The 26138-nt window shown below is 66.5% G+C and carries 24 protein-coding genes and 3 tRNA genes; 8 read left to right on the top strand and 19 right to left on the bottom strand.

Features of this window, described 5'->3' with window-relative positions; translation table 11 throughout:
* Positions 1–70 precede the first annotated feature (70 nt).
* Both ACEN9K_RS03685 and ACEN9K_RS03680 read left to right on the top strand, forming a co-directional pair.
* Positions 71–877 carry an exodeoxyribonuclease III gene (locus ACEN9K_RS03685; protein ID WP_142069132.1) on the top strand — a complete coding sequence of 269 codons (807 nt, stop codon included), beginning with the start codon at positions 71–73 and terminating at the stop codon, positions 875–877.
* A gap of 34 nt (positions 878–911) precedes the next feature.
* Positions 912–1802, top strand: coding sequence for a DUF8083 family protein (locus tag ACEN9K_RS03680; protein ID WP_495635190.1), 891 nt, complete (start codon positions 912–914; stop codon positions 1800–1802).
* 4 nt (positions 1803–1806) lie between these two features.
* Here the strand turns inward: ACEN9K_RS03680 and ACEN9K_RS03675 are convergent, their stop codons facing one another.
* From ACEN9K_RS03675 to ACEN9K_RS03655, 5 genes are all read right to left on the bottom strand, one after another.
* A complete protein-coding gene (locus ACEN9K_RS03675) occupies positions 1807–2859 on the bottom strand; it encodes a LacI family DNA-binding transcriptional regulator (protein WP_018771695.1) in 1053 nt (350 codons plus the stop codon).
* A gap of 125 nt (positions 2860–2984) precedes the next feature.
* Entirely contained in the window at positions 2985–3233 is a 249-nt protein-coding gene (locus ACEN9K_RS03670) for a hypothetical protein (RefSeq protein ID WP_026266133.1), read from the bottom strand.
* Positions 3230–4129 (bottom strand): carbohydrate ABC transporter permease, encoded by a 900-nt coding sequence (locus ACEN9K_RS03665; RefSeq protein ID WP_495635189.1) that lies wholly within the window; start codon positions 4127–4129, stop codon positions 3230–3232. Before ACEN9K_RS03665 ends, ACEN9K_RS03670 begins: the two co-directional genes overlap by 4 nt.
* Positions 4126–5163 (bottom strand): carbohydrate ABC transporter permease, encoded by a 1038-nt coding sequence (locus ACEN9K_RS03660; RefSeq protein WP_026266134.1) that lies wholly within the window; start codon positions 5161–5163, stop codon positions 4126–4128. Before ACEN9K_RS03660 ends, ACEN9K_RS03665 begins: the two co-directional genes overlap by 4 nt.
* Before the next feature lie 7 nt (positions 5164–5170).
* Entirely contained in the window at positions 5171–6463 is a 1293-nt protein-coding gene (locus tag ACEN9K_RS03655; protein ID WP_018771699.1) for an ABC transporter substrate-binding protein, read from the bottom strand.
* Between the two features lie 140 nt (positions 6464–6603).
* Between ACEN9K_RS03655 and ACEN9K_RS03650 the strand changes: the two genes are divergently transcribed.
* A complete protein-coding gene (locus ACEN9K_RS03650) occupies positions 6604–8406 on the top strand; it encodes a glycoside hydrolase family 13 protein (protein ID WP_478222420.1) in 1803 nt (600 codons plus the stop codon).
* A gap of 85 nt (positions 8407–8491) precedes the next feature.
* On the opposite strand, the gene ACEN9K_RS03645 is transcribed toward ACEN9K_RS03650, so the two are convergent.
* From ACEN9K_RS03645 to ACEN9K_RS03605, 9 genes are all read right to left on the bottom strand, one after another.
* On the bottom strand, positions 8492–9103 hold the full coding sequence (locus ACEN9K_RS03645) for a hypothetical protein (protein WP_495635188.1): 612 nt from the start codon (positions 9101–9103) through the stop codon (positions 8492–8494).
* Complete coding sequence (locus ACEN9K_RS03640) at positions 9100–9738, bottom strand: hypothetical protein (RefSeq protein WP_495635187.1); 639 nt, start codon at positions 9736–9738, stop codon at positions 9100–9102. The genes ACEN9K_RS03645 and ACEN9K_RS03640 overlap by 4 nt, the downstream gene beginning before the upstream one ends.
* Positions 9735–10115: a hypothetical protein gene (locus ACEN9K_RS03635; RefSeq protein WP_018771703.1), complete on the bottom strand. Its 381-nt coding sequence runs from the start codon at positions 10113–10115 to the stop codon at positions 9735–9737. The genes ACEN9K_RS03640 and ACEN9K_RS03635 overlap by 4 nt, the downstream gene beginning before the upstream one ends.
* Positions 10112–10303 carry a membrane protein gene (locus ACEN9K_RS03630; RefSeq protein WP_018771704.1) on the bottom strand — a complete coding sequence of 64 codons (192 nt, stop codon included), beginning with the start codon at positions 10301–10303 and terminating at the stop codon, positions 10112–10114. Before ACEN9K_RS03630 ends, ACEN9K_RS03635 begins: the two co-directional genes overlap by 4 nt.
* A complete protein-coding gene (locus ACEN9K_RS03625) occupies positions 10300–10749 on the bottom strand; it encodes an Asp23/Gls24 family envelope stress response protein (RefSeq protein WP_026266136.1) in 450 nt (149 codons plus the stop codon). Before ACEN9K_RS03625 ends, ACEN9K_RS03630 begins: the two co-directional genes overlap by 4 nt.
* Before the next feature lie 198 nt (positions 10750–10947).
* A complete protein-coding gene (locus ACEN9K_RS03620) occupies positions 10948–12543 on the bottom strand; it encodes a glycoside hydrolase family 68 protein (RefSeq protein ID WP_018771706.1) in 1596 nt (531 codons plus the stop codon).
* Between the two features lie 693 nt (positions 12544–13236).
* A tRNA-Phe gene (locus ACEN9K_RS03615) sits at positions 13237–13312 on the bottom strand.
* A 48-nt stretch (positions 13313–13360) separates the two neighbouring features.
* Positions 13361–13434, bottom strand: a tRNA-Asp gene (locus ACEN9K_RS03610).
* Positions 13435–13524: 90 nt separating this feature from the next.
* Positions 13525–13597, bottom strand: a tRNA-Glu gene (locus ACEN9K_RS03605).
* A 164-nt stretch (positions 13598–13761) separates the two neighbouring features.
* Between ACEN9K_RS03605 and ACEN9K_RS03600 the strand changes: the two genes are divergently transcribed.
* The 5 genes from ACEN9K_RS03600 (at position 13762) to ACEN9K_RS03580 (ending at position 18882) form a co-directional block, all read left to right on the top strand.
* A complete protein-coding gene (locus ACEN9K_RS03600; RefSeq protein WP_018771707.1) occupies positions 13762–14778 on the top strand; it encodes a PHP domain-containing protein in 1017 nt (338 codons plus the stop codon).
* A gap of 89 nt (positions 14779–14867) precedes the next feature.
* The gene (locus ACEN9K_RS03595; protein ID WP_495635186.1) at positions 14868–15842 is read left to right on the top strand and encodes a DMT family transporter; all 975 of its coding nucleotides are present in this window, start codon (positions 14868–14870) and stop codon (positions 15840–15842) included.
* A 9-nt stretch (positions 15843–15851) separates the two neighbouring features.
* Positions 15852–16280: a metallopeptidase family protein gene (locus ACEN9K_RS03590; RefSeq protein ID WP_018771709.1), complete on the top strand. Its 429-nt coding sequence runs from the start codon at positions 15852–15854 to the stop codon at positions 16278–16280.
* 10 nt (positions 16281–16290) lie between these two features.
* The gene (locus tag ACEN9K_RS03585) at positions 16291–17211 is read left to right on the top strand and encodes a cation diffusion facilitator family transporter (RefSeq protein WP_495635185.1); all 921 of its coding nucleotides are present in this window, start codon (positions 16291–16293) and stop codon (positions 17209–17211) included.
* 192 nt (positions 17212–17403) lie between these two features.
* Positions 17404–18882, top strand: a complete 1479-nt coding sequence (locus ACEN9K_RS03580; protein ID WP_268002533.1) for a C40 family peptidase — start codon at positions 17404–17406, stop codon at positions 18880–18882.
* A 66-nt stretch (positions 18883–18948) separates the two neighbouring features.
* On the opposite strand, the gene ACEN9K_RS03575 is transcribed toward ACEN9K_RS03580, so the two are convergent.
* From ACEN9K_RS03575 to ACEN9K_RS03555, 5 genes are all read right to left on the bottom strand, one after another.
* Positions 18949–19833, bottom strand: a complete 885-nt coding sequence (locus tag ACEN9K_RS03575; RefSeq protein WP_056392266.1) for an ABC transporter permease — start codon at positions 19831–19833, stop codon at positions 18949–18951.
* A complete protein-coding gene (locus ACEN9K_RS03570) occupies positions 19823–20893 on the bottom strand; it encodes an ABC transporter ATP-binding protein (protein ID WP_235509821.1) in 1071 nt (356 codons plus the stop codon). Before ACEN9K_RS03570 ends, ACEN9K_RS03575 begins: the two co-directional genes overlap by 11 nt.
* Positions 20894–20938: 45 nt before the next feature.
* Positions 20939–22054, bottom strand: a complete 1116-nt coding sequence (locus ACEN9K_RS03565) for a LolA family protein (protein ID WP_495635675.1) — start codon at positions 22052–22054, stop codon at positions 20939–20941.
* Between the two features lie 60 nt (positions 22055–22114).
* Complete coding sequence (locus ACEN9K_RS03560; protein ID WP_495635184.1) at positions 22115–24958, bottom strand: PEP/pyruvate-binding domain-containing protein; 2844 nt, start codon at positions 24956–24958, stop codon at positions 22115–22117.
* Between the two features lie 63 nt (positions 24959–25021).
* Entirely contained in the window at positions 25022–26062 is a 1041-nt protein-coding gene (locus tag ACEN9K_RS03555; protein ID WP_056392273.1) for a universal stress protein, read from the bottom strand.
* Positions 26063–26138 lie beyond the last annotated feature (76 nt).

Below are 26138 nucleotides of genomic sequence, written 5' to 3'. Positions count from 1 at the left end.
CGGCGGATCGCGGACGCGGGGACGGCCAAGGCTTTACCCGCCCTGCGGCTGCCAAGGTAAGTTAGGAACCGTGAAGATAGCTACCTGGAATGTGAATTCGCTCCGTGCCCGCGCCGACCGTGTTGAAGCCTGGCTCCAGCGCAGCGACTGCGACGTCCTGGCCATCCAGGAGACCAAGTGCAAGGACGATAACTTCCCCTGGGAGCTCTTTGAACGGATGGGCTACGAGGTGGCCCACTTCGGGGTGAACCAGTGGAACGGCGTAGCCATTGCCTCCCGGGTGGGGCTTGAAGACGTGGAGCGGACGTTCCTGGACCAGCCCTCGTTCGGCAAGGCGGGCAAGGATCCCGTGCAGGAAGCCCGCGCCATGGCTGCCACCTGCGGCGGCATCCGGGTCTGGAGCCTTTACGTCCCCAACGGCCGTTCGCTGGACGACGAGCACATGCCGTACAAGCTCAAGTGGCTGGAAAGCCTCAAGACGCACGCCCAGGCCCTGGTCACGGACAACCCCCAGGCGCAGGTGGCCCTGATGGGTGACTGGAACATCGCGCCCTTTGATGACGACGTCTGGGACATCGACCTGTTCATCCGGAACCGCGCAACTCACGTCAGCCCGCCAGAACGGGAGGCGTTCCACGCGTTCGAAGCTGCCGGCTACACCGATGTGGTGCGCCCCTACACGCCGGGCCCCGGCGTCTACACCTACTGGGACTACACCCAGCTGCGGTTCCCCAAGAAGGAGGGCATGCGGATCGACTTCATCCTGGCCTCCCCCGCCTTGGCCGCGCGCGTCACCGGGGCTTCGATCGACCGCGAGGAACGCAAGGGCAAGGGCGCTTCGGACCACGCTCCCGTGCTGGTGGAACTGGCGGACTGATGACTGCATCCTGGACCCATTCAAGGAGACCGTAATGACGGGAAACCTCTATCGGGGCCAGGCCGGCCTGCCATTTTCCTCAACCCTGCGCGTCTACGAACCCCTGGAAGCCTTTCCGGAGGACCAGCGTCCGGCCATCAAGGCCGCGGGGGCCCGGGCGGTCCCGCGTGCCGCCGTCGAAAACGCTGAACTGCTGGCCTCGCTGGGCCGCATCACCCGCTCCGGCGGGGACCCCTTCCCCACGGGGCGCACGGACCTGGTGCGCGTCACCACCGTGCCGGCCCCGGAGGGTGGAGCGCCCGACGACGGTGCTGACGCCGAGGCCGAGCCCGTCCTCCTGTACTGCCCCAGCCAGCTTGTCCTGCGCGCCGGACTGGCGGCCAACGCCTTGATGGAGGGAATCCATGGCCCCCTGGCCGAGCTGCTGATCCCGGAGGAGCAGCGTGACCGGCACCAGGAACGGATCGACCAGGTGAAGGCCCGGGACGGATCCATCCGGGTACATACGCGGGCGTCAACCTGGGGAATCCCGTTCAGCTGGTTCTCGCTGTTCATGGAGTCGGACCGCAAGGATGTGGTGGAGGCCGCTGGGCGCATCCTCACCGTTCGGGTCTGGGCGCCCATCACCGATGCCCTGGAACGGGCCCGCTACGCGGTGGCCAACCTGGCCCTCGCCGCCCCGGACCTGGACATGCTTGACGACCTGGCGCAGCTGACGGAGTGGCTTGAGCTGTTCCACGTCAACTCCATGGTGGAACTGGACTACGGCGCCGTGGCAGACAAGGTCTACCCGGACGAATCCCCCATGGATATCAGGCTGGGCATCGAGTGCCTGGCGGAGGGTGACATGACCGGGGCTGCGGCCGCCTACCGCAGGCTCGCGTCCCGCTGGATCCCCATCCGGCAGCTGGCCCGCGCGTCCTGACGCGTCAGTTCCTGGGGGGCGCTGTGGTGCGCCGGATGATGAGTTCATGGGGCGCGACGGCTGAGTGGACGGATCCGATCTCACCGTCCAGTTCGTCCAGGAGCATCTTGGTGGCCAGCTCGGCCTGCTCGTCGGGGCGCTGCCCAACCGTGGTCAGGCCCATGGCATCGGCGAAATCATGGTTGTCGATGCCCACCACCGACAGTTCGCCGGGGACGTTGACGCCCAGGCGGTTGGCCTCGAAGATGACTCCCATGGCCATCTCGTCCGAGGCGCAGAAAATTGCCGTGGGCTTCTGTCCGGGACGGGACCACAGGCGGCGGAAGGCTTCCTGTCCGCTGCGGACCGTGAAGTCCCCCCATTCGTCCCATTCCGGCCGGGTGGGCAGGCCGGCCGCGGCCATCACGTCCTTGAACGCCAGGATGCGCACCCGGGGGACGTCGAAGTTCAGGTCGGTTTCGTCGTCGCCATGCAGCAGGGCAATATCCCGGTGGCCCAGGTCGATCAGGTGCCGGACGGCTGTTGAGGCGGCGGCGTAGTCGTCGATGCCGATGTAGGGGCATTCCTCCACGTGGCCACCCACCACTACCAGCGGAATGTCGATCTTCTGCAGGTGCTCGATCTCTTCGTGGCTGAGCGCCATACATAGAACCAGCAGGGCGTCGATCTGCTTGTAGACCATGGTCTTGCTGAAGAGCCGCTCACGGTTGCTGCCGTGGCCGCCGAGGTTGAACAGGGAGAGGTTGTAGTGCCGGGCATGCAGCTCGCGGTCCGCGCCCTCAATTGCTTTGGAGAAGAACCAGCGGCTGACGAACGGGGCCAGGACACCGATGGTCTTGGTCCGGCCCGTGGCCAGGCCGGAGGCGGAGGACGATGCAACGTAGCCCAGGTTTCCGGCCACCTCCAGGATTTTTTCCCGGGTGGCTGGCGAGACCCGGGGCAGGCCGCGTACAGCCCGGGAGACAGTTGCTGTTGAGACTCCGGCGGCTGCCGCCACGTCCTCGATGCTGACGCCGTTATGGCCGCCCCGCTGGGACCTTTCCGTTGTCCGTGCCACCGTGTCCCCTCTTTAACTCCTTTTCGGCGTAGGGCCGAAAGGCCCTGCGTTACGCCCGCCCTGTATTTTCGCATTCCACGGCGAGGCATTGATAACTATGGCGGGGAACCGACGCATGGGCTCCCTTACCTGCGGGCCGGCAGCTTTCGGCGCAGGCGAACCATTCCATACAGCGCCAGCAGTGTTGCCAGCAGGCCCAGGGCCCAGCCGAGGGCCGGTTGGGCTGTGACTTCCATCCACACGGTTACCACCAGGAGGACAAGGGCCCAAAATGCGAGGAAGCCGATAATGATGTCGAAGTCTTCGCCCGAACGGACCATACGGCTGCGGTTTCCCGCCCCCGGAGTGCGGGGGCGGGAACCGTTGGGCGTCACTTGACCGCACCAGCCGTAAGGCCGGCGACGATCTTGCGCTGGAACACCAGCACCAGGATCACCAGCGGGATGGTGACGATGGTGCCCGCGGCCATGATGGCCGTGTACGGGATCTGGTTGGGCTGTGCACCGGCGAAGTTGGCAATGGCCACCGTCACCGGCTGGGTTGCGTCGCTGGACAGCTGGCTGGCGATCAGGAACTCATTCCACGAGGAAATGAAGGCCAGGATCGCCGTGGTGAAGATTGCCGGCGCTGCCAGGGGCATGATGACCTTGCGGAAGGCCTGTCCCTGGGTACAGCCGTCAACGCGCGCCGATTCCTCCAACTCCCAGGGCATTTCCCGGAAGAACGAGGTCATGGTGTAGACCGTCAGCGGGAGCACGAAGGAGATGTTCGGGATGATCAGCGCCTGGTACGTGCCCATCCAGCCAATGTTGGTGAACAGCTGGAAGAGCGGGGTGATCAGGGCAACACCGGGGAACATGGAAGCTCCCAGGATGAAGCCGAGCACCAGGAACTTGCCCCGGAAGTTCAACCGGGCCAGCGCGTAGGCGGCGAACACGCCGATGAGCAGGGACACGAGCGTCACCACGCCACCAATGAACACACTGTTGAGCAGCGCCTGGCCGAACTTGTTGCCGAATGACGTATCAAAGGCGGTCCTGAAGTTGTCCAGGGTCACGTGCGTGGGAAGGATCGACGTGTCGTAGGTGAACCCGACCTCGCGGAAGGCGGTCACCACCATCCAGTAGGCCGGCGCCAGGCACCAGAGCAGCACGATGGCCGCGCTGATGTAGGTCCTGCCCTGCGCCCACTTTTCCCGGTTTTGCGCAGCCTTGCGGCCCTTGTCCTGCCTTGCCCGCAGCGCCGAGGCGTCTGCCGTTGCCGTGGTCATTTCTTCCCCTTTCCTGTGGCGCCGCTCTGTTCAACGACGTTTGCCCCGAGGAAGCGGACAAAGATGAAGGCCACAAGGAAGATGATGATGAAGGTGATGGTGGACAGTGCGGCTGCCGAGTTGAAGCCTTGCCTGATCTGGTTAATGACCAGGATGGACAAGGTGGTGGTGTTGTTGGCGCCGCCGGTGAGGATGTAGGGCAGGTCAAACATGCGCAGTGCATCCAGGGTACGGAACAGGATCGCCACCATGAGCGCCGGCTTAACCAGCGGCAGGGTGATCAGCCGGAACCGCTGCCATGCAGTGGTTCCGTCCACCTTTGCGGCCTCATACACTTCAGCCGGGATCATCTGCAGGCCTGCCAGGATCAGCAAAGCCATGAACGGCGTGGTCTTCCAGACGTCAGCGATGACCACAGCCCACTTGGCCGGCCACTCGCTGCCCGTCCACAGGATGGTGGTGTTGAACAGCTTGTTGGCGATGCCCTCGAAGGCGAAGATGAAGAACCAGAGCTTGGCCGTCACGGCGGTGGGGATGGCCCACGGCACCAGGACGGCTGCGCGGACCAGGCTGCGGCCGCGGAATTCGCGGGCCATGATCATGGCCATCCAGAAACCAAGCACCGTTTCGAACGCGACCGTGACGACGGTGAAGAAAAATGTTGTGGCGGTGGCGGACCAGAACTGGCCGCCCAGGGTGCCAGGTGGGCAGGCGACTGTTCCGCCTGTCGGCGCCGAACACTGCTGCGCGAGCCAGTTCACATAGTTCTGGATGCCTGCCGGGCCACCCGCGGTGAACAGGCCGGTGGCTGGGTCAAGGCCGGCGTCCTTCTGGAAGGACATGACGATGGCGCTAATGATGGGGTAAACAATGACAATGCCCAAGGCAATGATGGTGGGAGCGAGCAGCCAGGATGCCCAGCGTCCTTGGCTGGCGATCCTGTTGTCCTCCCCCACACCCTTGGGCGCGTGATGGACGGGGGTACCGCCCGACGCCGGTGCTTTGACCGGCGTCGGGCCTAGTTCGGTTGCCATGGCAGAACTACGATCCCGCACCGGCGGATTCGATGGACTTCTGCATGTCAGAAAGTGCGGTTTCCACGGGCTTTTCTCCCTTAATTGCGGAGTATGCGTTGTCTTGGATTGCCTTTGTCACGGCCGGGTAGAACGGCGTCACGGGACGCGGCACGGCGTTCTCGATGGACGTCTTCAGGACCGGTAGGTAGGGCAGCTTGGCTACAAGTTCCTGGTCGGTGTACAGCGATCCAAGGACCGGAGCCAGCGAGCCCTGCGTGGCGTAGAACTTCTCGCTCTCGGCCGAGGTCAGGAACTTCACGAAGTCCAGTGCAGTGGCCTTGTGCTTGGAGTACACGCTGATTGCGGTGTTGTGGCCACCCAGTGATGATGCACCGGGGCCGCTCTTGCCCGGAAGGGCAGCCATGCCGAACTTGTCCTTCACAGCCGACGAGCCTTCAGTGCTCATGAGGCTGTAAACGTAGGGCCAGTTGCGCAGGAACAGGAGCTTGCCGCTCTGGAACGCCTGGCGGCTGTCCTCTTCCTTATAGGTGATTGCTTCCTTGGGGATGTTGCCGTCCGCGTAGGCCTTGGCGAGGTTCCCCAGGCCGGCCTTGGCTTCAGCGGTGTTCAGGCTGGGCTTGCCGTCCTTGTCCAGGACTGAGCCGCCGGCGGAGTTGATGGCTTCGGCCGCGTTGACCGTGAGGCCTTCATACTTGCTGAACTGTCCCGCGTAGCAGCCGATGTTGTTCTGCTTGGCGATGGAGCACATGCCCATCATCTCGTCCCAGGTCTTGGGCGGATTGGGTACCAGGTCCTTGCGGTAGAAGAGGATGCCGCCGTCGGAAGTGCGCGGTGCAGCGTAAAGCGTGCCCTTGTACGTGGCACTGTTCACGGTGGCCGGAAGCATGGCACTCGTGTCAACCGCCATCTTGTCCTTCAGCGGCTGCAGCCAGCCCTTGGCGGCAAACTCTGCCGTCCAGACGACGTCCACGTCGGTGACGTCGTAGTCGGACTGCTTGGCCTGGAAGTGCTGGACGAGGTCGTCGTGCTGCTGGTCTGCCTGGTCGGTCTGTTCCTTGAAGGTGACCTGCTCATCCTTGTGGGCCGCATTCCACTTATCGATGAGGGGACGGATCACATTGTTGTTGTCTTTGCCCTGGACGAAGGTGATCGGGCCGCGGGCATCGAGGTTGGCGTCAGCGTCACTGCCTCCACCGCCGCCCGTGGTACCCCCTCCACCTCCGCCGCCGCAGGCGGACAACGTAAGGGCCAGGATGCCGGCAGTGGCCGCCGGAAGCAGGAATCTCGGGGTTTTCATTAGCTTGAAGCTCCTCGCTGAGTGACAAGTAAGTCGACAGTGCGCTTGCTAGGTGAGGTTGATGTGGTGACCATCACACTAGTAAGGTGACTGTCGGGAATGCAAGCGTTTACATCAAAAAGTTATCAGAGGGGAACCAAATGCCCGACCCAACCGTTCCGGCGCCCCGCCAAATGCCCTCCTGGTGGACAGACGCCGTTGTCTACCAGATCTATCCCCGGTCGTTTGCCGACGGCAACGGCGACGGCATGGGCGACCTTCGCGGTGTCCTGGACCGGCTCCCCTATCTTGAAGGGCTGGGAGTGGATGCCATCTGGCTGTCCCCGTTCTACAAGTCGCCGCAGGCCGACGGCGGTTATGACGTAGCGGACTACCGGCAAGTGGACCCGCTTTTCGGGTCGCTGGCCGACTTCGACGCCATGTTGCAGGAAGCTCACCGCCGCGGACTGAAGGTGATCGTGGACCTGGTTCCCAACCACACCTCCGATGAGCATGCGTGGTTTCGGGAAGCGCTGGCGGCGGAGCCGGGAAGCCCGGAAAGGGACCGGTACATCTTTCGGGACGGCAAGGATGAGGTGCCGGGGTCCGGGGATGGCGGACGGGCGCCCAACAACTGGAAGTCCGTCTTCGGCGGCCCGGCCTGGAGCCGCGTGGCCGAAGCCGACGGGTCGCCCGGACAGTGGTACCTGCACCTCTTCGACACCAAGCAGCCGGACCTGAACTGGGAGAACCCGGAAGTGCAGGAGGAAATGCGTTCGGTGCTGCGTTTCTGGCTGGACCGCGGCGCGGACGGCTTCCGGGTGGATGTTGCCCACGGCCTGGTAAAGGAAGCGGGTCTTCCGGACTGGGATGGGGTGGCGGCGATGGTGGAAGGAACCTCCGCTCCGCGCCTGGAAAGCCACCTGCCGGGCGACGCCCCGCATGCCCACACCGATGCCGAGGAACCGCACCGGGCCGTCTCCCCGATGTACCCGCCGTCGCCGTTCTTCGACCAGGACGGGGTCCATGCCATCTACCGGGACTGGAACCGGGTCCTGGCCGAATACGGCGGTGACCGGATGATGGTGGCCGAGGCCTGGGTGGAACCTGCCGAGCGCCTGGCACGGTATGTCCGGCCCGATGAGATGCAGCAGGCCTTCAACTTCGATTTCCTGTTGGCCGGCTGGGACGCCGAACGCATGGCCGACGCCATCGACGCATCCCTGGCAGCGGCAGCATCCGTGGGTGCTCCGTGCACGTGGGTCCTCAGCAACCACGACACCGTGCGGCACAGCACCCGGTTCGGGCTCAAAGATCCCACTACTTTCCCCAAGGGCATCGGCGCCGCGGACGAACAGCCCGACGCAGCCCTGGGACTTGCCCGGGCCCGGGCCGCCTCACTGGTCGCGCTGGCGCTTCCGGGCTCGGCATACCTCTACCAGGGCGAGGAGCTGGGCCTCCCCGAGCACACCACCCTTCCCGACTCGGCCAGGCAGGACCCTACCTTCTTCCGGACCGACGGTGCCGAGATCGGCCGGGACGGCTGCCGCGTCCCGCTGCCGTGGGCAGGGGATCAACCCGGCTTCGGTTTCTCCGGAGCACTGTCAGGGGAAGCTCCCGAGCCCTGGCTCCCCCAGCCGGAAAGCTTCGGCCCCCTGGCCGCCGATCAGCAGGACGGCGAGGAGGGCTCAACGCTGGAGCTTTACCGTGCCGCCCTTGCATTCAGGTCAGCCCGGCACTTGGGCAGCGGCAGCGTGGAGTGGACGGACGAACACGCACCGGACAGTGGACTGTTGGCGTTCCGGAACGGGGAGGTGGTGGTCCTGTCCAACATGGGCTTCGCCTCGGCCCCCGTGCCCGAAGGCTATGCCGTAGTGCTCTCCAGCGGTCCCGAACCGGCCGACGACTGGACCGGGATGACAGAGGTTCCTGTGGACTGCACCGTGTACCTGCAACGGATATAGCTGCAAAGGATGAAGCGGGGCAGGTGCCGCTGCGCAACTGGCGCAGCGGCACCGCGCGCGCGGCAGCCTACGGTTGGCAATGGGTTCAGCGGACCCGCTCGGCCCGGCTGAAGCGGGTCCGCGCGCCCGCCCCGATGTGGATAAGGACAGGAATTTCCTTGCCCACCACAGCTTCCATCGCGTCAAGCAGCCCGGCGACCTCCACTGCCAGCAGGTGCGGTGCCACGCCCTGGCGCGGCAGGAGACGCACCTTCAACGCGGGAGAGCCCTTGACGTCGTAGGTGGTGACGGTGGCACCGGCCAGGTCCGGCCGTCCCTCGAGGGCGTGCCTCAGCCCTTGTTCCGCCACCCCGCCGCCGATCCGGACGTCGCCGGGCGTGTCGCCGGGATCGTATTCGGCGGCCAGAAGGTTTGACCGGCCCTTTCCTTGCTGGGCAATCCAGGCAACCATGAGGCCCATCAATGCCAGCAGCGCCAGTGCCACCACAATCCACAGCCAGCTTTCCGGCCGGCCGGGGAACCGGGTGGCGTCAAAGAGCCGGTTGATGCCGCTCCACACCCCGGCGGACCAGGAGTGCCACCAGGAGGCAACCGGAGGAACGGCCGCCAGGAGCAACAGCAGGACGCCCGCCCCCAGGAGGATCAGGCCCAGCAGGGTGAGCAGGATGCGGTTGAGCAGCGCCGGTGTGCTGTTCACGCTCCGATCACCCCCGAAGGAGTGACATTGACGCGGGGAACAGGCGCCGGTTCCAGCTGCATCTGGTCCAGCTCGTCGCGGACGGCTTCAAGCACCCTGTCCTGGTCCACAGGTACACCGGAGGTGGGCCGCACGTTCACCAGAACCTGCCGCTGGGAGACAATCACCATGACCTGTTCAGGCGTGACGTTGGCGGCCAGCCGTGCCCGGCGGGCGAGGGAGGAGGCGATGACTTCGTCGTCCACCACCACCGCCGGAAGCCCTTCCTCCCGTCCGTTGGCCAGCAGATGGCGGGCGCGCTTTCCCGGGAGGATGCCGCTGAGGAGGAAGATCAGCCCCACCATGGCGAGCACGCCGCCGATCGCGGCAAGCAGCAGCGGCGAGGTTCCGGCGGGAAGATCCACGATGCGCTGCGCCGCCACCTGGGGCTCAATCAGCCACGCGGGCTGGCCCACGGCGTGCACTCCCGATTCGAGGACGCCGTAAGCGGCCAGCACCAGCACAAGGGCGGCGGCAACAACCGACACCACCGCCCGCGGGGAATGGGTCTCGCGGTACACCACCCTGCGCATGTCCGGTCCGTTGCTTCTGCGCGGTCCGCTGTTCACCGGGCGGCTTTCCACACTGCTGCTCACCGTACCCGCCCTTCTGTACTGATCCTTGCCCCGCTGATCCGGATGTCCACGCGGCTCAGCCGGGAACCGCTCAATTCCGAGACCGTTGCCAGGATGCTTTCCTTGGCCCTGACGGCGCGGTCCCAGATGGACCCGCCGAGTGCGTCCACCCGTGCAGGGTTGGCCACCACGGACTGCAGCGGCGGGACGCCGATAGGGGTGACGAGGGACAAAGCCAGCAGGCCGTCGTCGTCCGTCCAGTCCGCCCGCACGTCCTGGGCGTCGACGCCCAACGCCTGGGCCGCAGCAGCCTTGGCGAGGCTGGTCAAGGCCTGGGTGCTGATCCGGTTATGGCCGCTGAGCGCCTGCCCACGCACAACGGGCGCGGGCGAGCTCATGAGGACGAGCGCCGGCCGGTGATGGCATCGAACACCCCGCGCAGGTCCAGCTTCCCTTCGGCGGCACGGCCCAGGAGCGCTCCGATTGCCATGAAGAGCAGGGAGACGAGGAAACCCCACAGTCCGAACTGCAGGGACATAAACGCCACGAAGGCGCCAATGGCGGTGCCTGCAATCGTGAGGCTCACAGCAGCGCCTCCCGTTCGGGAGCAGACGGCGCGGTTGTTTTGACCGGCGGCGGAACGTAGACATCCGCGATCTCGACGTTCACCTCGATGACCTGCAGCCCCACCAGTTCCTCAACTGCGCGGTACACGGCGGCGCGGACATTATTGGCCAATGCATGCAGCGGTGTGCCGTAGCTTGCCACCAGGGTGATATCAACAGCTACCTGCGTTTCGCCCACTTCCGCGTGGACGCCCGCAGCGTGGTCAGAACTTCCGACGGCGTCGCGGATCGCGCCCAAGGCACGGGACGGGCCCGAACCCAGGGAGTAGACCCCGGGAACCGCCCGCGCGGCGATTCCCGCCACCTTTGCCACGGCAGTCTCGGAAATTATCGTCCGGCCGGGCCCCGGAGCCGGGCTTCCGGAAGGACGGTTTGGCACCACGGGTTGTGGGTTCTGGTATTCCATCAGGCACTCCCCCTTCTGTTGTTTCCACCCTATCCCCAGGGTGCGGCACATGCGCTGGAAACTCTGCGGCCCGCCGACCGGCCTGGACTTAAAGGACCCAGGCGGGAACGCCCCCAAGGACATTCCCGCCTGAGCGGTGCCGCCTGTGTCAGCGGCGGTGCGGCAGAAGCCGCGGTCTATTCAGGTGTGCAGGCTGTCCTACTTGTAGAGGCCTTCGCCGCCGACCCTGACGTTGGTGGGCAGGTAGCCGAACGGGCCGAGGCCGTTCTGGCCGAAGCTGCGGTCCACCTGGGTCACGCCGTTCCTGAAGTTGATCTTGACAGTGGGTGACAGCGATCCGCCACGCACGCCGTTGACGTTGTCGATGAACGACTGCACGAGTCCGCCAGGCTGCACGTAGTGCGAGTATGCCTGGAACTGGCGACCGTTCTGCTGCCCGGAGATGGTACCGCTTGGGTTGTTGGCCGGCAGGTTGAGGTCGGTGGGTGAACCGAGGGCCAGGCCGCTGTTGTTCACCGGCTGGTAGTCCGAGCGCACGCCGTCACCAACAAAGCCGTAGACGCCGTCGGGGCCGCGCATGCCGGCCGCGTAGGTGAACTGGTGGCTGATCGTGTACAGGTAGTACTTGTTCTTGCCGTTTTCATTCTGGATGAAGATCTGCGGACGTTCCGTCTGGTCGTTGACGCAGTTGGCCGAAAGGATCGGCGGCAGGAAGGACCACTTGGTGAGGTCCTTGTTGTCGGCTACAGCCAGGCCCACATTGGCGGTCTGGTAGTTTGCGCCGCTGTTCTGGACGTCGCCAACGCTTTCTGCCTGGGGGTCGCCCGGCTGGTAGCCGAGGTCCTCACCCTTGCACTGGTAATCGCCGCGGGTGCCGGCGGTGTTGCCTTCGAAGACCATGAAGGTCTTGCCCGGGTGGGCGGGGTCGGCGAACGTGTACGGGTCCCGGAACGCGAAGCCCGGGTTCTGCGCCTTGGTCTGGTACATCTTTCCGTCCGGTTCCAGCAGCTTGGTGTGCTCGAAGCCGTCGAAGCTGACGCCGTTCTTGTCAGCGTGGATGTTGCCCAGGGCCTTGGCGATGGCAGCGTCAGGAGCGATCCCGCCGCCACCTGCGTTCCGCTCGGCCACGTCGTGGAAGGTGGTGGCGGTGTAGAAGACGTTGACGTGGTCGCCCTGCATGAGGCGGGTGGAGCCGGACCATTCGGTGTTGCCGATGGAGGTGTTGTCCAGGAAGAGATGGCCACCGTAGTTCCACTTGTCCTTGGCGGGGTCGGCGTTGGTTTTGCGGAAGAAGTAGCCGATCCGGGCGTTCCAGTGGCGCTGGTCGAAGCCGTAGCCGGCGTGGCGGTCGGCAACAAGGGAGAAGATGACGTCCCAGCCCTTGTAGCTGATCTGGTTGGCGTTTTCATCCGTCAGGGACCAGGTGTCCCAGACCCAGACGTCGTCATTCATGGCGGGGAAATCCTGGGGGATCTCCGGCATGGTGACGTCGGGACTCATGGAGTTCTGGCCGGGAGCCACCGTGGGATCGCTCTGCGCCATGATCTGCTTGGCGTCTGCGCGGGTCCACTTGGAGGTGAAGTCCGACGCCGGGTCGAAGGCCTCCTGCGTGTGCTCGGTGGGGAGGGCGAAACCGGGAGTGGGGGCCGGCAGCTGCCCGACCGTCGGCGGGTCCGACGGCTCGTTGGCTTGGGCAGAGGGGACGGCCAGGAAGGCCGAGGCAGCAACGGCTGCGGCCAGTGCTGCGGCGGCAGGGCGCCACCGCAGCAGCCGGTGTTGGGGGTGCTTGTGCATTTCTTGCTCTTCTCGCGGAGTTGTGACTGTTCGTGGAAGACGGGCATGTGCCCATAACCCCGAAAACAACCGCGGCCCGGTAACACCTCAGGCGTCGCCGGGGACGCCGTTGTGCTGGGGGGATCAGGACCTGGGTGGGGCCCTGCGGCCGATGGAAAGCATGCTTTCCCTCCGCCGCGCTCCACGCTAGAACGGGCGCCGGATGCAGTTCAAACCCTGTTTCACAGCCCAAAAACGGCTACCGCCGAGTAGGGTGCAAGCGCTTACGCAAGCCAACGCGCGCGCGTGCCACATCGGTTTGGCAATAATCAAATGTTTCAGGGCGGCTCGATTTTTTCCTGACAAGACAAGCGATTTGTTGCGCAGGCCACGCCGCCGCAGGCCGCTCGTCCTGGTGGCGCCGGGCACGCACGATCCCCAAAGGCCGGCCCACCTGAGCATGACGCGCACATTCGCCGGCGCCGCCCATATTCCGTATCGATACGCAAATATGGGCTGCGCAGGCGACCAAGGGTGTCGGTTTCGATTTTGCGTGTCGATGCCGCGGTTGGTGCGCCGGAGGTGAGGCGGGCGCCGGACAGTTGCTCCGGGGCCATCCACCTGGACAAGGGCACGGAACGCACTTGAAGAGCGGCTGGCCAATGGCGGTTAAATGAAGAAAAGCACCAGTTCCGAAGAACTGATGCTTCCCAGTGGTGGCTCCGACCGGCGTCGATCCGGTGACCTTTCGATTTTCAGTCGAACGCTCTACCAACTGAGCTACAGAGCCTAGGTGACTAGTCACCATGACAGCCGGAATTTCTTCCAACAATCAGAGCGACCCTGACGGGACTTGAACCCGCGACCTCCGCCGTGACAGGGCGGCGCGCTAACCAACTGCGCTACAGGGCCTTGCGTTTCTTGCTTCACAGTATCTCTACCGCTTTTTTCAAGGCTTCCAGCCTACCAGACTTTTTTTGCCTGTTTGACCAGTTCCTCGCGTACCCCCAACGGGATTCGAACCCGTGCCGCCGCCGTGAAAGGGCGGTGTCCTAGGCCGCTAGACGATGGGGGCCAGAACCCGTTCGGAACAAAATAAAAGGCGTCAAGCGAGGCTTTCCGTCTTTGTCCTTTGCGTTTCTCCGAACTGGACTCTAAAACTATAGGGCCTCCGCAGGAATTATCCAAAATCGGCGAAAAACCGCGCCGTTGGGCCGCCGCACGGGTCAAGATGGACGGATGGATGCCGTCGCAGCGCTCAATGAGATTGCTTTCTGGCTGGAGCGCGGACGCGCCGCCACCTTCAAGGTCCAGGCCTTCCGCAAAGCGGCGGCGGCCATCAGCCCCCTTGGCCCTGAGGAAGTAGCCACCCGGGCCCGGACCGGCCGGCTCAAGTCCATGAAGGGCATCGGCGACCGGACCTACGCGGTGATCCGGCAGGCGGTGGACGGCGAGGTTCCCGACTACCTGGCCGACCTCCGGGAGAAGGGCGCCCAGCCGCTGGCCTCCGGTGGGACGGAAATCCGTGGGGCATTGAGGGGCGACCTGCACAGCCACAGCGAATGGTCCGACGGCGGCTCCCCCATTGAGCTGATGGTGGCGGCAGCGGAGGTGCTGGGCCGGGAGTACCTGGCATTGACCGACCACTCCCCCAACCTCACCATCGCCAACGGGCTGTCGGCCGGGCGCCTGCTGGACCAGCTGGACGTGGTGGCAGCGATCAACAGCAACGGCGGGAACACCCGGCTGCTGACCGGGATCGAAGTGGACATCCTGGAGTCCGGCCAGCTGGACCAGGAGCCTGGGCTGCTGGACCGCCTGGACATTGTGGTGGCGAGCGTTCATTCGAAGCTGCGCGCGGACAGGAAGACCATGACCGCCCGGATGCTCGGCGGCATCCAGGACCCGCACACCAACGTCCTGGGCCACTGCACCGGGCGGCTGGTGGAGGGCACCCGCGGAACCCGGCCGCCGTCGGAATTCGACGCCGCGGAAGTGTTCGCCGCGTGCGCGGAGCACAACGTGGCCGTCGAGATCAATTCCCGCCCGGAACGGCAGGACCCGCCCGATGCGCTGATCCAGTTGGCGCTGGATGCAGGCTGCCTGTTCTCGATTGACAGCGACGCGCACGCACCAGGGCAGCTGGATTTCCTGCAGTACGGTGCCGAGCGGGCCGCCCGCAACAACGTGCCTGCCGAGCGGATCATCACCACCTGGCCGGCGGACAAACTGCTGGCCTGGGCCGGTTCGAAGTAGGCCCTGGAAGGCGCAGGCACGGTTACCACCGCTGCCGACATGGCCGATTTCCGCCAGCCCGGCGTCCGTTCCGGCCGTACATTTGTCCCATGCCGCCAACCAGCCCCGCCCATGAACCCCTGGCGTCCGCCACTGCAGCAGGAAAGCCCGTGAAGGCCCTCGGCGTGGCGGCCATGGTGGTCACGGTGGTCCTGTGGGCCTCAGCGTTCGTGGGCATCCGGGCCATCGGCCCCCACTTCTCCCCCGGCCCGCTGACCCTGGGCAGGCTGGCGATTGCCGCCGTCGTGCTGGCTTTCCTGGTGGTGCCGCAACTGCTCAGGAGCCGGATGCTGCCGCGGGGACGGGAATGGCTGCCCATCCTCGCCTATGGCGTGATGTGGTTTGGTGGCTATAACGTGGCGCTGAACGCCGCCGAGCACATCCTTGATGCCGGCACCAGCGCCCTGCTGATCAACGTCAACCCCATCCTGGTGGCCATCATGGCCGGCATCTTCCTCAAGGAAGGCTTCCCGCGCTGGCTGCTCATCGGCAGCACCGTGGCCTTCGCCGGCGTCGCATTGATCGCCCTCGGCTCCGGACAGCCACGGACGGGGGAAAGTTCGACGGCGGAACTGGCCGGGGTGGCGCTTTGCCTCCTTGCCGCGGTGCTCGCCGCAGTCAGCGTCATCATCCAGAAGCCGGTGGTGCGGAAGTTCCCGGCGGCGCAGGCAACCTGGTTTGGCATCGTGGTGGGGGCAGTGTGCTGCCTGCCGTTCGCCGGGCAGTTGGTGTCCGAGGTGCAGGCGGCTCCGCCGCAGGCCACGCTGGGGCTGGTGTATCTGGGGGTGTTCCCCACCGCCATCGCCTTCACCACCTGGGCGTACGCATTGTCACTGGTGGACGCCGGGAAGCTGGCCGCCACCACATACCTGGTCCCCGGCACCACGGTCTTCATCTCCTGGCTGCTGCTTGGTGAAATCCCCTCGGCGTTGGGACTGGTGGGTGGGCTGGTATGCCTGGTGGGGGTGGGGCTCACCCGGCGGCGGAGCCGGGTCCACGGCGACCCGCGGCCGCTTCGGCGCTAGAGTCGGGGTATGCCAGCCAGCCTTCCGCCGGGACTGCCCATCATTCCCGACGGCCCGCACGAACCGCCGGAATTCACCATGTCCCCTGACGAGTTCGAGGCAGCCGTCCAGGATGCCCTGGACAGCATTCCGGACAGGCTGGCCCGGGCCATGGACAACGTGGCCGTCTTCATCGACGACGACTACGTGCCGGGGCCGGGGGAAGATCCGGACACCGTGCTGCTGGGACTGTACGAAGGGGTTCCGCTGACGGAACGCGATTCCTGGTGGGACGCCGGTTCGCTGCCGGACCGGATCACGATTTTCCGCGAACCCATCCTGGAGATCTGCGGTTCCAGGGACGATGTGATCCACGAGGTGGCCGTAACGGTGGTGCATGAGATCGCCCACCACTTCGGGATTTCCGATGACCGGCTGCATGAGCTGGGCTGGGGCTAGCCTTGTAAGCATGGGACAAGACCACAGCCACAGCCATGGGATCACCGCCACGGGGCGGCACCGGAAACGCCTTGTGGCCGTCCTGGGAATCACGCTTGGCGTGGTGGTCATCCAGATCATCGGGGCTGTGCTGTCCGGATCGCTGTCCCTTCTCGCCGATGCGGGACATATGCTCTCGGACGCGGCAGGTGTCACCATCGCGCTCCTGGCCTCCTGGATTGCGGGCCGCCCGGCGAGCAACCAGCGGACGTACGGCTACCAGCGCGCTGAGGTCCTGGCCGCCCTCGCCAATGCGCTGATCCTGATCGTGATCTCCGTGGTCATCTTCACGGAGGCGGTCCGCCGGTTCGGTGCGCCGCCGGAAGTGCAGACGGACATCATGCTGTTTGCCGCCGTCCTCGGTGCGGTGGCCAACCTGGTGTCGCTCGTGATCCTGCGCACGGCACAGGATGAGAGCCTGAACATCCGCGGCGCCTACCTGGAAGTCCTTGGCGACCTCCTTGGTTCCGTGGCCGTCATCATCGCGGCCGCAGTGATCATGCTGACCGGCTTCCAGGCGGCGGACACCATTGCCTCCGTCCTGATCGCGCTGATGATCCTGCCGCGGGCGTGGAGCCTGCTGCGCGATGTGGTGGACGTCCTCCTGGAAGCCAGTCCCAAAGGGGTGGAGGTGCAGATGATCCGCGAGCACATCCTTTCGGTGGCCGGTGTGACGGATGTGCATGACATCCACATTTGGACCATCACGTCCGGCGTCCCCGTCTTCTCGGCCCACGTTGTGGTGGAGGACGGAGTGCTCAATGCCCGCGGCGCCGACCAGTTGCTGGACAAGCTCATCACCTGCCTGGGCTCCCACTTCGATACCGACCACTGCACCTTCCAGCTGGAACCTGCCAGCCACTCCGAGCATGAGGCGCACCAGCACGCCTGACCCCGGCCGACCACGACACACCGGACAAAAACCGCCCCTAATGACACTGTTGTGGTTTATGTTATTGATGTGACTGCTGTTGCTAATGTGCAGGGGGTCACGTAACCTCGGACTGCTGGGGGCAGCTGAGGGGCATCGTCGTGCCACATCCAGAACCTCACTCCCGGCCTTAACGTTGCGAGGTCTCTGCAGATGGCTTTATCCGGATCCGGCCGCAGGACGGCCGTGCTGTGCGCCGCCGTCGTCCTTTTTGCATCCGCGGCAACGCCGGCAGCCGCTGTACCGGCGCCGTCCGCTCCACTGGCCGTTCCGGCGTCGCCTGACATCCCTTCGCCGGAGGACATTGCCGCGGCTAAGGCCAGTGAGGCCGCCACGGCGGACCAGGTCGGCGCCATCGAGCGCATCCTTGCCGACGCGTCCGCAGCCCAGCAGGCAGCCTTTGCCGTGGCCATGCAGGCCAACAACTCGTACAGCGAGGCACTGGTGGAGCTGCAGCAAAGGACCGAAGCGGCATCCGTTGCATCAGCCAAAGCCTCGTCCGCCCGTGAACAGCAGGACAAGACCCGGAAGCAGGTTGGGCAGCTTGCCGGGGACCTGTACCGCAACGGCGGCCTGAACCCGACCCTCGGAACCATTGCCAGCGGCAGCGAGAGCCTGCAGCAGGCAGCCACGCTCGAGGCCCTCTCGGCCAGCCGCAGCCGGGCCTTCGAAGCGGCGGACACCGCGGCCACCGCCTACCGGTCCCTGACGGCAGCTGCCGACGACGCCACCAAAGCCGCAGACGACGCAGCGAAGACCGCTGAACAACGGAAGTCCCAGGCGGAACAGGCCAATGCCGCGCAGGCCAAGGCCGTGGCCGACGCGAAAGCGCAGCGGACCATCCTGGTGGACCAGTTGGCGCAGCTCCGCAACACCACTGTGGCCCTTGAATCGGCCCGCGTGGATGCCCTGGAACGGCAGCGTGAAGAGGCGCGGCTTGCCGCCCTGTCCGCCGCCGCAGACAAGGCCGCCCAGGAAAAAGCTGCGCAGGACAACGCCGCCCAAAACCAGGCAGCACAGAATCAGGCAGCGAACCAGAACAGCCGCGGGCAGGAACTGGCCCCGGCGGCACCGGCAGCGCCTGCCCCGGCTGCTGCCGCCCCCGCCGCTCCTGCGCCTGCCCCGGCTGCACCCGCCCCCGTTCCTGCCCCGGCTGCACCCGCCCCCGTTCCTGCTCCGGTTGCCCCCGCACCCGCTGCACCGGCACCCGCACCCGCTGCGCCGGCACCTGCACCGGCGCCTGCCCCTGCCACCGGCTCGGGCACCTACGAGGCAGCCATCACCGTCGCTTTGGGAAAGGTGGGCGCGCCGTACTTCTACCAGTGGGGCGGTACCGGTCCCTACGGCTTTGACTGCTCCGGGCTGGTGCAGAACGCCTTCGCCGCAGCCGGCAAGTACCTCCCCCGCACAGCTTCACAGCAATATGCCGCCGCGCCGGTCCACGTCCCCATTTCGCAGGCCCGCCGCGGCGACCTGCTGGTCTGGGGTTCGGCACCGAACTTCTACCACGTGGCCATCTACCTCGGGAACGGCCAGGTGGTGCAGGCACTCAACCCGCAGGAAGGCATCACCGTGTCCACCATCAGCTCCATGGTGGGCATGGACCTCTACCCCTACGCGGCCCGCTACTAGGCGGCACGGATGAATTGTGCGGTTGAACGGTGCGGTTGACTTCCACGGATAGATTGCTTGACTGCCTCAGCTCAGGATGTCCTTGGTGACGAACCGGCCATAGGCGAGCGCCCCGAACACTGCCATATACCCGGCCTGCAGGAGCGCATTGCTGGCAAAGGAATCCCACACCAACGGCTGACGCAACATGTCACCGAAACCAAGCCAGTAGTGGCTAAAGAGCCAGGGGTGCAGCCACTCCAGCTGCGGAAGCTGGTCAAGGACCTGCGAGACCACCGAGACCACCACGGTGGCGGCCATCGCTCCCACCGGCACCACGGTCAGCGTGGACAGGAAAAGCCCGATCGCCGAAAGGCCGGCGAGTGACACCGCCAGGTAGGCAGCGATCAGCACGATGCGCAGGGCAGCTTCGGACGGCTGGACCACCCCGCCGGACAACAGTGTCACGGGACCCACCGGGAAAAGTGCCGCGCCAATGGCAGCGCCGGCAAGACCGACGGTCAACGGGGCCACGATACAGAAGGCCAGCGCGCCCGCGTACTTGACCAGGAGGAGCCTGACCCGCCCGGCCGGTGCCACCAACAGGTACCGGAGGGTGCCCAGGTTCGCCTCCCCGGCGATCGTATCCCCCGCCACCACACCTACCGCGAGCGGCATGAACAGCGGCACGGAAACCAGCATGGCGGTGAAGGCCACAAACAGGCCGTTCTGGGTGATCCGGTCAAGGAAGGCGGGTCCCCGCCCGGGCGGGACCGCGGAAGAGACCTTCACGGCAACGGCAATCAGGACCGGAATGGCAGCGAGCGCCAGGAGCAGCGCCCAGGTCCGCCGGCGCCCGAACAGGACCTTGAGCTCCGACCCCAACAGGGACAGCCCGGAACTGCGCGGCACTGCGGCCGGCCGGGCTGTTCCGGCAGCCTCCGGAAGATCCGCGGGAACACTACTGGGCAACGTCGAATCCTTCCCCCGTGAGGGCAACAAAGCGGTCCTCAAGGCTTTCACGCTCGACGGCGAATCCCCGGACCCGGACGCCGGCCTGGACCAGGTGCGCCACGACGTCCTCGGGAAGCACCGCGGGCGGCTGGGCACCGTCCACCATGGCCGCAACGATCGTCTCGCCGTCCGGCCGCGCCCGCGCGGGTTGAGCGGGTCGGGGTTCAGTGGGTCCGGGTTCAGTGGGTCCGGGTTCAGTGGGTCCGGGTTCAGCTTGTCGGGGTTCAGCTTGTCGGGGTTCAGCGTGTCCAGGTTCCGGTACCAGCCCCAGCCGCGCCAGGACCTGCCGGGCCGCACCGCCGTCGGGCGTTACCAGCCGGAGCCGGGTGCTGCCGGCCTGCCGCAACTCAGCCAGGGGCCCCTGTGCCACGAGCTTTCCTGCGCTCATGACGGCAGCGTGGGTGCACATCTGGTCCACCTCGGCCAGCAGGTGGCTGGACACGAAAACGGTGGTGCCCTCATGCGCCAGCGACCGCACCAGGTTCCGGACTTCCCGGGTGCCCTGCGGGTCCAGCCCGTTGGTGGGTTCGTCCAGTACCAGCAGGTCCCGTGGCGACAGCAAGGCGTTGGCGATGCCCAGCCGCTGCTTCATGCCCAGGGAGTACGCGTGCACCCGTTTGCCGGCGGCGTGCTCCAGGCCCACGCGCTCCAGCGCCCGCTGCACCCTCGCTTTGCGTGTGGCGGGCACGGTGTGCGGGCCCGCGGCGTCGAGCCGGTGCAGGTTGGCGGCGCCGGACAGAAAAGGGTAGAAGGCGGGGCCTTCCACCAGGGCGCCCACGCGCGGCAACACATCATGGAGCTTGCCGGGCATCTCCTGGCCCAGCAGATGAACCGTCCCCGCGGATGCGGCCGCCAGGCCGAGCAGCATCCGGATGGTGGTGGTCTTGCCGGAGCCGTTGGGCCCCAGGAAGCCGAAGACACTCCCGTGCGGGACGGCCAGGTCCACGCTGTCGACGGCGGCCTGCCGGCCAAAGTGCTTGCTGAGTCCCCGGGTCTCGATCGCCAACCCCGCGCTCACCGGGCCGGCCCCCGTCCGGCCAACACTCCCCCGTCCACCCAACACTTATTGGGCCGCTGCTGCTGCGGCCTGCAGCCGCTCCGGCGGCACCATTCCTGCGAAGATCCGGCCGTCGTCCGTGACCAGGACGTTGAGCAGGGCGGTGGAGAGCAGCCGGCCGCCGGGGACGGCAACGGCGGCCTGGGACAGCAGCGGGTCCTGCAGCAGCGACTCGGCAGCGGCAGCAGACCCACGCGCCGTGCCCACCACGGTCTCCCATCCGGCGCCGGTTACGGAAACGTCTTTAGTGGCACCGGGATGCATGCCGTCGGGGCTGTGCATGTCTGCGGGCTCATGGGGCTTGTCCGGAACGGGAAGTTCCTTGACCGTGCTGCCCGGAGGCGGGGTAAAGGTGAAGACGGACTGGTCAGGAGCCTCCAGCGAAAGGCTGGTGAACCCGGAACGGAACGCCGGGGTGTCCGCTCCGCGTGCGGTCACCTGCACGGACAGGGGCATGCCGTTTTCACCGTCGACGGCGATGGCCACCTTACCCACCAGGGTCGCGTCGGTGCGCGGCTCAATCAGCAGGTTGTAGGCAGCCCGTCCTGCGACGGAAACGTCCGGCCCCACCGAAACGGCCGTGGTCGGTTCAACCTTGGACAGGAAGCGTTGTGCCAGGTCGCCTGGCGTCGGCATCCCACCTGCCCACTGATGGTCCTTCGCCCGGGATGGATCCTGGGCATGCTCCGGCAGGGTCAAGTGTGCGGCTGTGTCGTCCTTCGACGAATAGAACCAGACGTCGCTGCCGTGGCGGACCACGTCACGTTCAGCCAGTTGGTCCATCACCTGCACGCGGGCGTTGTCCTTGCCGTCCAGGTAGACGCGCGCGGTGTGCTTGCCGGACAGCAGCTCAATCACGGATGCGGCACTCCCCGCGGCCGCGGGACCGGATGGTTTCCCGGTGGCGGGCAGCTCCGGAAGCCCCAGGTCGGCGGACTGCTCCACTGTCCCTGAGAACGTGTGCACCTGGTGGCTTGCCGCCAACTCCAGGACCTGCGCCGGCGTCTTGGCCGGAAGTGGGTTGCTGGCACCGGCCGGAAGGGAGCCGGCCAAGGCGCCCGCAGCGATCGCCAGCGGAGCCGCGACGGCGGGCAGCCACCGCAGCCATGCCCGGCGGTTCATTGTGCTGTTTCGTTGCGACGGTCCGCTGGAATCCAGCGTGTTGGAGCCCATAGGTAAAGACTACGCCGGTGCAGGTGGATCGGTGTCACCCGCAGCGCCCCCATCCTGCTGCCGGCCGGGCCGTTCCGGCACTACGGTGCCCGCACCGCCGTCGACCGTTATTTGTTGGCCGGTCCTGATCAGCCCGGTAGCGTCCGCGACTCCGACCACCGCAGGTATCCCGTACTCCCTGGCCACAACTGCGCCGTGGGAATTGGCTCCGCCCATTTCCATCACCAGCCCGCCCGCAGTGAGGAACAGCGGCGTCCAGCCGGGGTCCGTGGAAGGGGCAACCAGGATTTCGCCCGGCTCAAGCCGGGCTCCCACGGGATCCAGGATGACGCGCGCGGCAGCGGTCACTGTTCCTGCCGAGGCTGCGCTGCCTGTCAGCATTCCTTCCATGGTGACGCCGACGGCGGTGCGCACCGCTTCGGGGTCGGTTCCATCCGAGAGCAGAACCCGGGGAATATGCCGGCGCCTGAGCTCCTGGGCGTAATCCTCGCGGCGGCCGGCCACGAGTGCGCGAAAGTCCTGGACGGGCGCTCCGCCGTCGGCGTCCACGGACAAGGCCTGCCTGGTTTCAACCAGGTCCAGGAAGAACACGTCGTCCTGCTGTTCGATGACGCCCGCCCGGGCCAGCTCCCCGCCCACCAGCAGCAGTTGCCGGCGGACTTCCCCGAGGCCGGTCACCAGCTGGTACTTTGGCAGCTCGCGCAGGCCGGCGAACAGCCGTGCCCTGTGCAGCGCGGCACGCACCAGCCTTCCCCGGATCCTGCCGCGGGCGGCGGCGCGGGCAACGAGCCGGTCCACCTGCGTTTCCGCGTCCTCCACGGCCTTGCTGAACTGTGCGTCAGGCGCCAGGGCCGGGTCCTCGAGCCTGAGGTAATTGGCGAGGATGCCCAGGATGTGTGCCGGCTCTTCGGACCATCGCGGCAGGCCAACGTCGATTTCGCCCACTGCCCGGTGGCCGTACTCGTCCAGGAACCGGGTGAGGCCCGCATCGAGGCGTGCGGGCAGCTGTCCGGCCTGGAACGCGGCTGCCAGGACGGTGGGATCGCCGGCCATGAGTTCGGTTCGTGATTGAACGTCTTCCCGGATTTCCTTGGCAAGGTGCCACAGCTCCAGGTCCATTTCGGTGGTGATGTTGTTGGGCAGGCCACGGATCACGGGCTGCAGCTCAGCCCAGGCATTGCCACCCAGCAGTCTTCCCGCAACGCCGAGCATGGCGAACCCCAGGGCGGGAAGGGGAAGAATTGCCGGAACAATCGGGAACAGGCGCTGCCCAAGGAGGGATTCGGCGTGGTCAAGGCGTGCCGGCGCGCCGGCACCGTCTTCGGAGCCCAGGGATGCCTCGAAGTCGCGCGTGAAGCGGTCCAGCCGCCGGAGCGCTGCCCGGGGCCGGACCAGCGCCCGGAGAAGCGTGGCGGGAACCTTGGCGCGGGCTGCGACGGGAACGATGTGATGCAGCAGCCCGAAAGGCGTCCTCGTGGTCACCGAAAAAGCGGGATTGTCGAACAGTTGCCGCATGACCGTTGCTGTCCGGGCCTCCATGATGTCGAAGACTCGGGGAACGAGGCGCCGGCCCACGGTACTGCGGATGGGAGTGGTGAAGTCGACGTAGATCCGCTCCCCGGCCTCGGCATAGGGCGACGGTCCGCCACGGGGGTCCGGAACAGGGAAGCCTGCAGCCTGGGCGATGGAGGAGGCGACGAGCCGCAGCGCCGCAAGGCCCATGGGCGTCAGCGGGCGGGTAAGCCCCTGGGCCAGGCTGAAACAGAGATACGCCCTGGTACCGCTTGCGGCGGGGCTGCACTGGGGGACCCTGCCCGCGGCACCGTTGCTCTCCGGGACGGGGTAGAGGGTGGTGATCGGCCTGGACTGGGTGAGCCACAGGGCCCCGGTACGGTCGATGGCCCACTCGGTGTCCTGCGGGGTGCCGAAATGATCCTCGGCCTCCAGGCCAAGGCGCGCCAGTCCAGCCAGTTGGCTGTCCGTCAGGCAGGCAGCATTGCTGGTTGCGGGAACCTTCAGGGTCTGCGTCCCGCCACCGGGAAGGGGGCGTACCGCCACGCCCTTATCTCCCAGTTTCCGTTCCAGGACCCTTCCGGTCAGGGCGTCCACCACGAAGTGGTCCGGATTGACGGCGCCTGAGACGACGGCCTCGCCCAGGCCGGGACTGGCATCGATAACGATCTGCCGCCTGCGGCCGGTCAGGGGGTTCGCCGTGAACATGACGCCGGCGGCGTCCGCGTCCACCATCCGCTGGACCACCACCGCGAGCGCCACGCCGGCCGGATCGATCCCCAGGCTTGCCCGGTATGCGGTTGCCCGGTCCGTCCACAGCGACGCCCAGCAGTTGCGGACGGCCTCAAGCAGGGCAGGCACTCCGACGACGTTGAGGTAGGTGTCCTGCTGCCCGGCGAAGCTGGCGAATGGCAGGTCTTCTGCGGTGGCCGAGGACCTGACCGCTACCGGAACATCGGGTCCCAGGGCCGCGTACGCCTGTTCCACCTCGCGGGAAACCGTCGCCGGAAGCGGAAGTGCCAGGATCGCGGCACGGGCTGTTTCAGCCAGCCCTGCCACGTCATGCGGTTCCGTAACGCCGGACCGGGCGGCGTCCCCCAGGGTGGCATAAACCCCGGCCAGCGCGGGAGGCAGGGAGTCGGGGGCGCCGGTTGCCTGCCGGTATGCAGCGGTAGTGAGGCAGAAACCCTCCGGGACCGGCAACCCTGCGGACAACAGCGCTCCAAGGTTGGCTGCCTTGCCACCCGCCAAGCCCAGCATTCCGGCGTCGAGCCGGCGCAGGTCCAGCACCAGCCCGGCGTCCGTGCTGGTGCCGACTTTTGACAGCCCTGGCTGCTCCATGTCCCAGATGCCTTATCCGAGCGGCGGTATTCCGGGGATGCCTTGCTGTTTGTCCGGTGCCGGCTAGGCGGCGTCGCCGAGGATCGGACCGAACCGCGCACGGTCCGCCAGGCGGGGGTCTTCCCGGTCCGGGACCACCATGACCGGGCCCTTTGCATGGTGCAGGACACCATCGGACGTTGAGCCCAGAAGCATTCCGGTGAAACCCCCGCGGCCGCGGGTACCCACCACCACCAGTTCCACGTGCCGGCTTTCCTCCACGAGCACGTCCACCGGCGAACCGTCCTTCAGCTCGTAGTCAGCCCGCAGGTGCGGGTAGTGGCTGCGGAGCCACGCCATGCCGGCCTCCAGGGTGACCCGGATATCGTCAAACAATGCCTTCCGGTCCATGGGTGCGGGAACCCAGGCCAGGGAACCGCTGTACTGGGGGACGGCACAGATCACGCGGAGCGAGGCACCCAGCCGTTCGGCCTGGTCGGCTGCTTCGAGGACGGCAACGCGTGCCTGCTCGGAGCCATCGACGCCGACCACCACCACGTTCTCCACCAGCCGGTGGCCGGACTTGGCCTGCTCCGCCTTGACGCGGCGGTCCTCGGTGGTTTCACCGAGCCGGTCCGAACAGAACAAGGGGACCGTCACGGTGGGGCATTTTGCATGGGCAGGCAGGGCACTGCTGACCGATCCCAGGAGGCGGCCCACGAAGCCGCCGCGGCCGCGGGTGCCCACCACCAGGAGTTCCGCGGTTTCGGAGATTTCCAGCAGGACTCCTGCTGCGTCGCCGTTCTCTACGGAGGAACTGACATCAATGTCGTAAGCGGAAACCTTTTCAACAGCCTGCTTGGCGATGGCCTCGGCACCTTCACGGATGACGGAATCGTCCACCGTGGCATAGCCTCCGTCCAGTCCGGACGCGGCGAAGATCGGCACGGAATAGGCGGTGACGATATGGAGCGGACGACGGCGGCGCTGGGCTTCCCGCGCGGCCCACACCAAGGCGCACTGGCCATGGTCCGAACCGTCCACGCCCACCACGATGCCGTGGGGAGCGGGTGACGCACCACCACCGTCCCGGGCCTGGTCCGGGTGCAACTCTCGTGAGCCCATGGGGGCCGCCTCCTCGCGATACGCCTGATGTTGCGGCTATTCTGCCAGAAAACGGACCACTCCCCGTGCATCCCGG

It is taken from the genome of Pseudarthrobacter sp. Pseusp20 (genome assembly GCF_059492155.1).
Note: the sequence above shows the minus strand (reverse complement) of the source record. Positions and strands in the feature narration are given on the sequence as shown.

What these genes read in the sequence shown, in the direction of transcription:
- ACEN9K_RS03680 (WP_495635190.1), top strand. Translation starts at nt 912, where the DNA reads ATGACGGGAAACCTCTATCGGGGCCAGGCCGGCCTGCCATTTTCCTCA.
- ACEN9K_RS03665 (WP_495635189.1), bottom strand. Translation starts at nt 4,129, where the DNA reads ATGACCACGGCAACGGCAGACGCCTCGGCGCTGCGGGCAAGGCAGGAC.
- ACEN9K_RS03660 (WP_026266134.1), bottom strand. Translation starts at nt 5,163, where the DNA reads ATGGCAACCGAACTAGGCCCGACGCCGGTCAAAGCACCGGCGTCGGGC.
- ACEN9K_RS03655 (WP_018771699.1), bottom strand. Translation starts at nt 6,463, where the DNA reads ATGAAAACCCCGAGATTCCTGCTTCCGGCGGCCACTGCCGGCATCCTG.
- ACEN9K_RS03650 (WP_478222420.1), top strand. Translation starts at nt 6,604, where the DNA reads ATGCCCGACCCAACCGTTCCGGCGCCCCGCCAAATGCCCTCCTGGTGG.
- ACEN9K_RS03635 (WP_018771703.1), bottom strand. Translation starts at nt 10,115, where the DNA reads ATGAGCTCGCCCGCGCCCGTTGTGCGTGGGCAGGCGCTCAGCGGCCAT.
- ACEN9K_RS03625 (WP_026266136.1), bottom strand. Translation starts at nt 10,749, where the DNA reads ATGGAATACCAGAACCCACAACCCGTGGTGCCAAACCGTCCTTCCGGA.
- ACEN9K_RS03620 (WP_018771706.1), bottom strand. Translation starts at nt 12,543, where the DNA reads ATGCACAAGCACCCCCAACACCGGCTGCTGCGGTGGCGCCCTGCCGCC.
- ACEN9K_RS03600 (WP_018771707.1), top strand. Translation starts at nt 13,762, where the DNA reads ATGGATGCCGTCGCAGCGCTCAATGAGATTGCTTTCTGGCTGGAGCGC.
- ACEN9K_RS03595 (WP_495635186.1), top strand. Translation starts at nt 14,868, where the DNA reads ATGCCGCCAACCAGCCCCGCCCATGAACCCCTGGCGTCCGCCACTGCA.
- ACEN9K_RS03590 (WP_018771709.1), top strand. Translation starts at nt 15,852, where the DNA reads ATGCCAGCCAGCCTTCCGCCGGGACTGCCCATCATTCCCGACGGCCCG.
- ACEN9K_RS03585 (WP_495635185.1), top strand. Translation starts at nt 16,291, where the DNA reads ATGGGACAAGACCACAGCCACAGCCATGGGATCACCGCCACGGGGCGG.
- ACEN9K_RS03580 (WP_268002533.1), top strand. Translation starts at nt 17,404, where the DNA reads ATGGCTTTATCCGGATCCGGCCGCAGGACGGCCGTGCTGTGCGCCGCC.
- ACEN9K_RS03565 (WP_495635675.1), bottom strand. Translation starts at nt 22,054, where the DNA reads ATGAACCGCCGGGCATGGCTGCGGTGGCTGCCCGCCGTCGCGGCTCCG.
- ACEN9K_RS03560 (WP_495635184.1), bottom strand. Translation starts at nt 24,958, where the DNA reads ATGGAGCAGCCAGGGCTGTCAAAAGTCGGCACCAGCACGGACGCCGGG.
- ACEN9K_RS03555 (WP_056392273.1), bottom strand. Translation starts at nt 26,062, where the DNA reads ATGGGCTCACGAGAGTTGCACCCGGACCAGGCCCGGGACGGTGGTGGT.